General features: G+C 37.6%; 6 protein-coding genes and 1 pseudogene. All 7 read left to right on the top strand.

Annotation, left to right across the window (positions count from 1 at the left end; translation table 11 throughout):
- Nucleotides 1-140, top strand: a pseudogene (locus GMD1S_RS11980) (3-hydroxy-3-methylglutaryl-CoA reductase); the annotation flags it as partial.
- 433 nt (nucleotides 141-573) lie between these two features.
- Nucleotides 574-3,354, top strand: a complete 2,781-nt coding sequence (locus GMD1S_RS09645; protein WP_000038364.1) for a CRISPR-associated helicase/endonuclease Cas3 — start codon at nucleotides 574-576, stop codon at nucleotides 3,352-3,354.
- Nucleotides 3,341-5,008 carry a type I-E CRISPR-associated protein Cse1/CasA gene (locus GMD1S_RS09640; RefSeq protein WP_000086038.1) on the top strand — a complete coding sequence of 556 codons (1,668 nt, stop codon included), beginning with the start codon at nucleotides 3,341-3,343 and terminating at the stop codon, nucleotides 5,006-5,008. The genes GMD1S_RS09645 and GMD1S_RS09640 overlap by 14 nt, the downstream gene beginning before the upstream one ends.
- Nucleotides 5,009-5,017: 9 nt before the next feature.
- On the top strand, nucleotides 5,018-5,611 hold the full coding sequence (gene casB, locus GMD1S_RS09635; protein WP_000893380.1) for a type I-E CRISPR-associated protein Cse2/CasB: 594 nt from the start codon (nucleotides 5,018-5,020) through the stop codon (nucleotides 5,609-5,611).
- Nucleotides 5,601-6,674 carry a type I-E CRISPR-associated protein Cas7/Cse4/CasC gene (cas7e, locus tag GMD1S_RS09630; protein WP_000210568.1) on the top strand — a complete coding sequence of 358 codons (1,074 nt, stop codon included), beginning with the start codon at nucleotides 5,601-5,603 and terminating at the stop codon, nucleotides 6,672-6,674. The genes casB and cas7e overlap by 11 nt, the downstream gene beginning before the upstream one ends.
- Before the next feature lie 9 nt (nucleotides 6,675-6,683).
- The gene (gene cas5e, locus GMD1S_RS09625) at nucleotides 6,684-7,403 is read left to right on the top strand and encodes a type I-E CRISPR-associated protein Cas5/CasD (RefSeq protein WP_000849181.1); all 720 of its coding nucleotides are present in this window, start codon (nucleotides 6,684-6,686) and stop codon (nucleotides 7,401-7,403) included.
- A 4-nt stretch (nucleotides 7,404-7,407) separates the two neighbouring features.
- Nucleotides 7,408-8,055, top strand: coding sequence for a type I-E CRISPR-associated protein Cas6/Cse3/CasE (gene cas6e, locus GMD1S_RS09620; RefSeq protein WP_000275970.1), 648 nt, complete (start codon nucleotides 7,408-7,410; stop codon nucleotides 8,053-8,055).
- Nucleotides 8,056-9,979 lie beyond the last annotated feature (1,924 nt).

The following is a 9,979-nucleotide window of genomic DNA, read 5'->3' as shown; positions in this document are numbered from 1 at the left end:
TGAAGTTACAGGCCAAATCCTTAGCTCTCCTAGCAGGTGCTAGTGAGTCTGAAGTTACTCCCCTCGTTGAGCACCTCATCGCAGATAAAACCTTTAACTTAGAGACAGCTCAGCAATATTTAAAAGTCTGGCGGTCTTAGCCAGTTGAAACCGTGGTATTAGTCTCAAAGAATGAAACATAAGGAAAACAAGTTCATTGTCAATTGAAAAGTCTCACATATAACGAAGAACAGGAGAGGATTACATTATTCTCTCTTTTTTTGATATTTGAATCACAGAGAATGTACCCATTTTCAACAATACAATCCTTTACAGTTAATTTAAGGGAAATATCATCCATTTCTTACTTTAGGGTATGGAAGTGAAGCAATTCTATGGTGAATGGTTTTATAGTAATAAAGATCATTCTAGTAATGTTTTAAAACTCCTCTAAAAAGGATTTTCCCATTCTTATGTTTACACTACTTTAGAAAACAGCATGTTTTTGTAACCCCTTCCATGTTTGTTGTTGTATTTTAAAACTTTTAGGTATAAAATGGAAATATATAAAATGGGATGAAGAGGGGATGAAGCATGTCTAAGAAAAAGTCCGATACTCTTTGGGCTAAGAAAAAGGAAGAAAATGGTAGATTTTTTTGGTTACCCTTGTCTCAGCATCTAGAAGATACAAAAAATATAATTGGACTTCTCTGGGAGCATTGGTTAAGTGAGGGGCAAAAAAAACTGATTGAGGATTCTCTGGATTCAGTAACACATGATGGCGGTTTAGGGAAACGACTTGCACAATTTTTAGCTGCTGTTCATGATATCGGGAAAGCAACTCCAGCCTTTCAAACTCAAAGAGGATTTGCAAATTCAGATGATTTGGATATTCAACTATTAGAAAAATTGGAGCAGTCAGGATTTACTAAAATTAGTTCACTTCAACTATCATCACCAAAAAAGAGTCATCACAGCCTTGCAGGTCAATATTTGCTATCTAGTTATGGTGTTCAAGAGGATATTTCGACTATTATTGGTGGACACCATGGACGACCGATTGATACGATTGAGGATGTAAAAAATCAAGGGAGCTATCTTTCAAACTATTTTCAAAATGAAAGTAAGGAGAGTGCTATCCATAAGAATTGGGATTTGGTTCAAAAAGAAATCTTCAACGGTGCTTTAGATGAGTTGGGGTTTGACTCTGTGAGAGAGCTTCCTAGAATTAAACAGCCTGCTCAAGTTATCTTATCAGGATTGCTGATTATGGCTGACTGGATCGCTAGTAATGAGTACTACTTTCCTTTATTAAGTGTCAATGAAAAAGAGGAGGTAGATAAGTTAAGACGCCTTCAAGATGGGTTTGAAAGGTGGAAAAAAACTAGTTTGTGGCAACCTAAATATATCTCAAAACCAGATAGTCTTTATAAGGAAAGATTTGGATTTGAACCTAATAATGTTCAATCAACCTTATCTCATGTTATTACTCAAATATCTAAACCTGGGATTGTAGTTCTAGAAGCACCAATGGGGTTAGGGAAGACAGAAGCTTCATTGATTACAGCAGAGCAGTTAGCTACTAAGACGGGAAGAAGCGGTCTTTTTTTTGGTTTACCAACTCAGGCGACATCGAATGGGATTTTTAATCGTATTGAAAAATGGGTTGAAAGTTTAAAGGATGATTCTGAAGACATACTATCTATTCAGTTGGTACACGGGAAAGCAGCTCTAAACGAAGATTTTTTAAAACTTAAAGCTAATACATTTAATTTTGATGATATAGAAAATGGTAGCGTTATCATTAATGAATGGTTTTCTGGGAGAAAGACTTCGGCTTTAGATGATTTTGTAGTGGGGACTGTTGATCAGTTCTTAATGTTAGCATTGAAACAAAAACATTTAGCTTTGCGTCATCTAGGTTTTAGTAAAAAGGTTGTTATTATTGATGAAGTTCACGCTTATGATGCTTATATGAGTCAATATTTGATGGAGGCGATAAAATGGATGGGAGCCTATGGTGTTCCGGTAGTCATTTTGTCAGCGACATTACCTTCTCAACAAAGAGAAAATATCCTTAAAAGCTATATGTCTGGGATGGGGATCAAATGGCGAGATATTGAAAATACGGACCAATTAAAGACAGACGTTTATCCTTTAATCACTTATAATGATGGCTCAGAGATTTATCAAGTTACAACATTCAATAAGCAAAACATAAAAGACATTCACATCATTCGTTTACAAGAAGAGCAGTTATTGGGAACTGTTAAAGATGCCCTTGAGGGCGGTGGAGTAGTTGGAATCATTGTCAATACAGTGAGAAGATCCCAAGAGTTGGCAAGAAACTTTTCGGAAATTTTTGGAGATGATATGGTGGAATTACTTCATTCCAGTTTTATTGCGACCGAAAGAATCCAAAAAGAGAAAGAATTATTACAACAAATCGGAAAAAATGTAGACCGTCCACATAAGAAAGTTATCATTGGAACTCAGGTGATTGAGCAATCCTTGGATATTGATTTCGATGTGATGATAAGTGATCTGGCACCTATGGATTTGCTAATACAACGTATTGGACGACTTCATCGACACCAAATAGAACGGCCTCAAAAGCATGAAATAGCTAGGTTTTACGTTTTAGGAACTTCCCAAGAGTTGGATTTTGAAGAAGGAAGTAGTTTTGTTTATGGTGATTATCTGTTAGCCAGAACTCAGCACTTTTTACCAGATATCATGAGATTGCCAGATGATATTTCACCATTAGTCCAGAAAGTTTATAGTCCAGATTTTACAATTGAGTTTTCAAGTCAGGAATTTCAGCAAAAATATTTAGATGCTAAGACGGAGCATGATGTCACGATTAAGAATAAGGAAACAAAGGCAAGAACATACCGTATCAATGATCCTGTCTTAAAAATATCGAGACATAGAAACAATAGTCTGATTGGTTGGTTGAAGAACCTGCATCCAAACGATAGTGAAGAAAAATCTAATGCTCAGGTTCGTGATGTTGAAGATACAATTGAAGTGATTGCTTTAAAAAAAATGTCTGATGGCTATAGCTTATTTATTGAAAATCAAGATATATCTCAGAATATTGATAATCCTTTGGTCGCTAAAAAAGTAGCACAAAATACTTTACGACTTCCTATGAGTTTATCCAAGGGCTATAATATCGATCAAACTATTGAAGAGCTTGAAAGGTATAACAACAGCTATTTAAGTCAATGGCGAAATTCATCGTGGTTAAAAGGAGCTCTCGGGATTATTTTTGATGAAAACAATGAGTTTATTCTCAATGGGTTTAAACTCTTATATGATAAAAAATATGGGATTACAACGGAGAGGTTAAATAAGAATGAGTCGATTTAATTTACTAGATGAACCCTGGATTTCTGTCGTTTATGATGAAAAAGGAACAACAAAAGAAGTTTCCTTGCAGGAATTATTTATAAATGCTCATCAGTACAAAGATTTAGCAGGAGATACAAAAACGCAAGATTTTGCTGTGCTGCGAGTTTTGCTGGCTGTGTTACATACTGTCTTTTCACGCTTTGATGCAGATGGTAATGTCTATGAGTATCTGGCAGTAGATGAGCGGTTTAAACAAATTGAGCCTGTGGAAGAATCTGATATTGCTGACTATCAGGATGATTTATATGATACATGGAAAGATCTTTGGGAAAGTGGTAAGTTCCCAGACATTGTTAGTCATTACCTAGAAAAATGGCGGGATCGCTTTTACTTATTTGATAAGGAATATCCATTTTTTCAAGTTAGAAAAGAGGATATTGTAGCAGACAAAATTAGTAAAGCAAAAGCAAGCAGTATCTCTGGGAAAAATATCAATAGAACGATTTCAGAGAGTGAGAATAAGTTAGCCTTATTTTCCCCAAAGAATGGTAAAAATAAAGAACAACTGACTGCTTCCGAAGTTACACGATGGCTTTTAACTTTTCAAGGGTACTCAGGATTATCCGATAAAGTTATTTTTGGAAAAGAAAAATATAAAGTGTCAAAGGGCTGGTTGTTTGATATCGGGGCAGTTTTTATACAGGGAACTTCTTTATTTGAAACGCTGTTACTAAATTGTATCTTGCCATTCTATGACCATGGTAATTTAGAAAGTATTCAATGTCCCTGTTGGGAATTTGCTAGTTCTGATAATATTAATCGCTATTTGTTTGGTAGTGAATGTACAGATTTAACTAATCTGTATACGATTTGGAGCAGAGGGATTTATATTGATCCAGAATATGATTTAAATAAGCCTTTCTCTTTTGAGATTGTAAAATTACCCGAAATTAATCATCGGGACAATTTTTTAGAGCCGATGACAACATGGAAATATAATACTACAGGAGAAAATAAAGATAGCTATACTCCTAGGAAACATCTCTTGAATCAATCGTTGTGGCGGTCATTTGGTTTGCTAGCAGTAGAAGATAGAACAGGGCACTTTAGAAAACCGGGAATTATTGATTGGCTCGGAGATATAGGTGACATAATAGGAAATAGATTATTTAATATTATTTCCATTAGTATGCAGGATGATGGAAATGCTACTTCATGGCTTCCAACTGATGAAGTTATTGACTCTATACTTATCAATGATTTAGTTTTGGCGGATTTTAATGAGAGTGGTTGGGTACCACGTATTAATGAGGTGGTAGAAGAAACAAAAACTGTCATTTCCAAAGTATATAAACGCTATATAGAGGAACTAAAAGAAATCAGGAATATCTCAAACAACAATTATACTAATCAGATGGTTGAAATGCTCTATTTCAAAATCGATCACCCTTTTCGAGAATGGTTATCCAGTATCCTACCAGATGATGAAAAGGATCCTAAAATCAAAGAATGGAGAGATTTGCTGAAAAAAATGGTTAAAGCTGAAGCAAAGAGCATCTTAGGTCACGGAGGAACTAGGGACTACCTCGGCATTGAAAAAGATGGTCGAATAAAAAATATTGCAACTGCCTATAATTCATTTGAATATTTGCTTCATCAACAATTAAAATAGGAGGTGTGTGTGTTGGAACAATCCAAACAGACAGTTGGTTCTGTCACAAAAAGAATTATTAGACAATTGAGTTATGAGTTGGAGTCACCATTGAGTAAAGCCGCACTGGCCAAAATTAGAAAAACGTTGGGTAAACCCTTGAGCGATGCAACAGATATCTGGCCGATTTTATTTGAGCATTTACCAGAGGAGTTCGTCAATTCATACCAGCAGCCTAGCTATGAGGAGTTAGCGATTTATACAGCTATCCAATTTTACGCCTTACATCAACAAGGAACTTCAACCAGTGTGATGTTAGATGAGCCCGATACTTATCAAAATATCGGTTCTGCTCTTAGTCAACTTCGAAAAGGAGATGACACGACAGCCATTGACAGAAGGTTCAATGTTATGATTACATCATCAACTTTTGAAGAGTTGATCTACCATTTACGCCACATGATGATGTTGCTCAAAACAAAGTCTCCTGCTACAAAGGTTGATTATGCTAAGTTAGCTGAAGACTTGTATTGGTTTTTAAAAAATGTACAAGAAAATCTTCGCCTAAATTGGGCAAGATCATATTATAAACAAATCAAAGGAGAAAAACACAATGACAACTAACCAACGCTTATTTTTAGATATTCATGCTATACAAACCTTACCACCTTCAAATATGAATAGAGATGATACAGGTAGCCCAAAGACTGCTCAGTACGGTGGCGTAAAAAGATCGCGCGTGAGTTCTCAAGCTTGGAAGAGAGCTATAAGAGACTATTTTAATACTTATGGAGAACAGTCAAATGTCGGTGTCCGAACAAAAGACATTGTAAGGTATGTTGCGGGTAAAATTGTAGAACTAGATAATTCTATCAGTTTTGAAGATGCACTAACCAAAGCAGATACAGTCTTGATAGCTACTGGAATTAAGAAAAAAGGTAAAGTCAAGGCACTTTACTTTATGGGGGATAGACAAGCTGAGAAATTAGCTCAAGCAGCCTATGAAAATCTGACTGATAAAAAGGAACTTCAAAAACTAGCTAACTCAAATCCAGCCATTGATGTTGCTATGTTCGGTCGAATGGTAGCTGAAGATCCAGTTCTAAACGAGGATGCTTCCTCTCAAGTTGCTCATGCTATTTCAACACATGCTGTACAAACTGAATTTGATTTCTTTACTGCTATTGATGATTTAGCTCCAGAGGATAATGCAGGTGCAGGTATGCTGGGAACCATCGAATTTAACTCTTCTACGCTCTATCGTTATGCCAATGTTGCGATTCATGAATTATCAAAACAACTAGAGGATGAGAAATCCTTAAAGAACAGTTTGAATTTATTCATCGAAGCATTTGCAAATTCCCTCCCGACAGGAAAAGTGAATACTTTTGCCAATCAAACTTTACCGCAGGCTCTAATCGTTTCTTTGCGTGATGATCGTCCTGTTAATCTTGTCAGTGCTTTTGAAGAACCAGTTAAATCAACAGATGGTTATGTGGCGAAATCTATTGAAAAACTGTCTAAAGAGTATACAAGAGTTGAAAAATTCGTGAATAAACCACTTTTGACTTTCTATGTGACTTTGGATGAAAATGAGAGTTTAAAACAAATTGGTGAGGAAAAATATTCAGTTTCAGAATTATTAAAAGATTTTTCGGAAACCTTAGAACAATTCCTCAAAAAATAGGTGAATGGCATGAAGACTATTTTGTTGAAATTTGCTGGTCCTTTGCAATCTTGGGGGACAAGTTCACATTTCGAAACAAGACATACGGATTTTTATCCTTCTAAGAGTTCTGTTATTGGGTTGATTGCTTCAAGTCTAGGATATCGTCGAGACGATGATGAAAAAATTGTTCGTTTAAACGAGCTGGATTTTGCAGTTCGAGTGGATCAACAAGGAAATTTACTCAGAGATTTTCATATTGCACAGAAGTATACAGAAAAAGGAAAGTTTGAACGAAATTATGTCACAAATCGTTATTATTTAGAAGATGCTGTTTTTGTAGTGGCTCTTTCTCATAATAATGAGCAGTTTTTGGAAATGATTTTACAAGCTTTGAGAAATCCCTATTTCCAACCATTTATGGGAAGAAGGGCTCTGCCGTTGACTGCAGATTTTATCTTAGGTGAAACTGAGATTGGAGCAGTTGAAAGTTTGAGAACTCTTGAATGGCAAGCTTCACCATGGTTTATGAAGAGAAAGTTTATGGATGCCGTAACTTTAGAAATCTATTCTGATAGACATTTAACCGATAGAGGTATTTATCAATTGAGACAAGATGTTGTCAAGTCTTTTTCACAAAAGGGGAGAAGATTTGGCTATAGGTATGAAACTAGAGAACTGGTTCAAGTTCGGAATTCGTTTCGAGATAAAAATACGGCACATGATGTTTTTAAGAGTATAGGAGATTGATGGTATGTATATCTCAAGAGTAGAAATTGATCGGACCAATCGCCGAAAAATTAGGCGCTTAACACATATAGGCGCATATCATGCTTGGGTAGAAGAGAGTTTTCCAGAAGAAATGGAACAATCTATTCGAACAAGAAAATTATGGCGTATAGATCGTATCCAAGATAAAGATTACCTGATTATTGTTAGTAAAAATAAACCTGATTTACAAGGATTAGAAAAATATGGGGTTGCTGGTAGTGCTCAAACCAAGGATTATCAACAATTTTTAGATAACATCTATACTGGTAGCCGAATGAAATTTCGAGTGGTGCTTAATCCAGTTATTTCCTTAGTATCACCAGATAATCTTAAAAGAGGTATTGTAAAACCTCATATTACGAGTGAACATCAGATGAATTATCTAGTAGAACGCTCTGACAAAAATGGATTCTCACTGATAAAAGAAGATTTTTCAATCGTTGAACGTGGTTATGAGGTGTTTAAAAAAGCTGTTAAACCTATCCGATTGATAAAGGTTGTTTATGAAGGGGTCTTAACAGTTAGTGATGCAGATCTTTTTAAGAAGCTTTTGACTGAAGGAATGGGAAAGAAAAAAGCATACGGTTTTGGTTTAATGACCGTTATTCCATTGGGAAACGAATCATGGTAAAAAAAAGTGGAACGAAGAAAACATCTCTGCGAGAACTTCCTAAAATAAGTGATCGTGTCAGCTTTATTTACGTAGAACAGTTTTTCCCGCACACGCGGGGGTGATCCTACCACTGCTCTTGCGATATTCTTTGCCAATCTGTTTTTCCCGCATACGCGGGGGTGATCCCGTGACTTTCCGTTTGGTGACTGATTATAGCCTATTTTTCCCGCACACGCGGGGGTGATCCCGGTGCAGTCAGCATCCTTGTCATTTTGGCAGGTTTTTTCCCGCAGAAGCGGGGGTAATCCTAACACGATTGACATTCCCATATTGAGTCAAATGTTTTTCCCGCACACGCGGGAGTGATCCCACAATTCACTTGTACGAACGGGGTGGATATCCGTTTTTCCCGCAGAAGCGGGGGTGATCCCAAGACTCTTACCATCTTCAAGATGTCTGATATATTTTTCCCGCACACGCGGGGATGATCCCAAGACCAGGATAAGCAAATCAAGGCACTTGAAGTTTTTCCCGCACACGCGGGGGTGATTCTACGATTGAAGATAATAAGAAAGAAACAAGTAAGTTTTTCCCGCATATGCGAGGGTGATCCTGGGTCTAAGAAAATGACCTTTTGAATGGTTGTGTTTTTCCCGCAGACGTGGGATTGATCCCATTTGCTTCTGACCGTTGAAATAGAAACCGTGGTTTTTCCCGCAGAAGCGGGGGTGATCCTGGGTATAGTAAAGAGGGCTTTTTAATGCCTTTGTTTTTCCCGCACATGCTGGGGTGATCCTGAGGGCTTGGTCATCGGTAAGAATGACGGTAGGTTTTTCCCGCACACGCGGGGGTGATCCCATGATTATGACTATCAATGACCATGAGGGTGAGTTTTTCCCGCATACGCGGGGGTGATCCTACGCAAGACGTTTCAAGTGCTGCAATCCTTACGTTTTTCCCGCACACGCGGGGGTGATCCTGATAGAAGCCGATTGGGTTTGACTGCTCCACTGTTTTTCCCGCAGACGCGGGGGTGATCCTTAAGTTCACTTCTTAAAAAAGATGAAGAATTGGTTTTTCCCGCACACGCGGGGGTGATCCCAGTATTTTTAGCAACTTTAGCTTATCAATGGAGTTTTTCCCGCACACGCGGGGATGATCCTATCCTGGATACAGGAATTGAACTGGCTTTCATGTTTATTTTTCCCGCAGACGCGGGGGTGATCCTGTAGACACATCTACAAGCTGGACAATCCCTCTGTTTTTCCCGCAGACGCGGGGGTGATCCTGTAGACACATCCACAAGCTGGACAATCCCTCTGTTTTTCCCGCAGACGCGGGGGTGATCCTACAGATGCTTGTATTCGCTTTATGGAAGTTATGTTTTTCCCGCAGAAGCGGGGGTGATCCCTGATTATCTAGCCCCATCTCATAGATGGCCCAGTTTTTCCCGCACACGCGGGGGTGATCCTCCACCAATTTTTCCTTTGTAGCCATCAAGCAAGTTTTTCCCGCAGACGCGGGGATGATCCTATCCACGTTTACTCTATCCTTAAACAAGTCAAGTTTTTCCCGCACACGCGGGGGATTGACTACATAAAATGAGATATAAGAAAATCTCCCTATTGAAAACTGGTAAATTAGAGATAGGAGTGTTTTTTTATAGGAAAAAAGCATATTTTGTGTCAAAGAAGACATCTTACATAACAAAGGAGAAGACAAGTAAATCGAATGAAGTCATCATGGAGACATTTGGTAACAATAACATCAGTTGGGTAAAAAACTTGTAGCAGAGTATAAGAAAATTTGTCTTGCATCTGTTTTCTTAGAGATTTTCAGAACTAAATGCTCAACATTTTTTGATTGGAAAAACGAGACTAAAATCCTTAGCTCAGATTATCGTTTCTATCGGTCTCGCCCAAAACTTTGCGGCCCTCAAAGC

This window comes from Streptococcus sp. GMD1S, from assembly GCF_000296875.1.
Lineage (GTDB): Bacteria > Bacillota > Bacilli > Lactobacillales > Streptococcaceae > Streptococcus.
The sequence above is the reverse complement of the archived record's forward strand: the minus strand, read 5'-3'. Positions and strand labels throughout refer to the sequence as shown.

Bases quoted from the DNA above. Each gene is read 5' to 3' on its own strand.
- GMD1S_RS09645 (WP_000038364.1), top strand. From the start codon at position 574: ATGTCTAAGAAAAAGTCCGATACTCTTTGGGCTAAGAAAAAGGAAGAA.
- GMD1S_RS09640 (WP_000086038.1), top strand. From the start codon at position 3,341: ATGAGTCGATTTAATTTACTAGATGAACCCTGGATTTCTGTCGTTTAT.
- cas7e (WP_000210568.1), top strand. From the start codon at position 5,601: ATGACAACTAACCAACGCTTATTTTTAGATATTCATGCTATACAAACC.
- cas5e (WP_000849181.1), top strand. From the start codon at position 6,684: ATGAAGACTATTTTGTTGAAATTTGCTGGTCCTTTGCAATCTTGGGGG.
- cas6e (WP_000275970.1), top strand. From the start codon at position 7,408: ATGTATATCTCAAGAGTAGAAATTGATCGGACCAATCGCCGAAAAATT.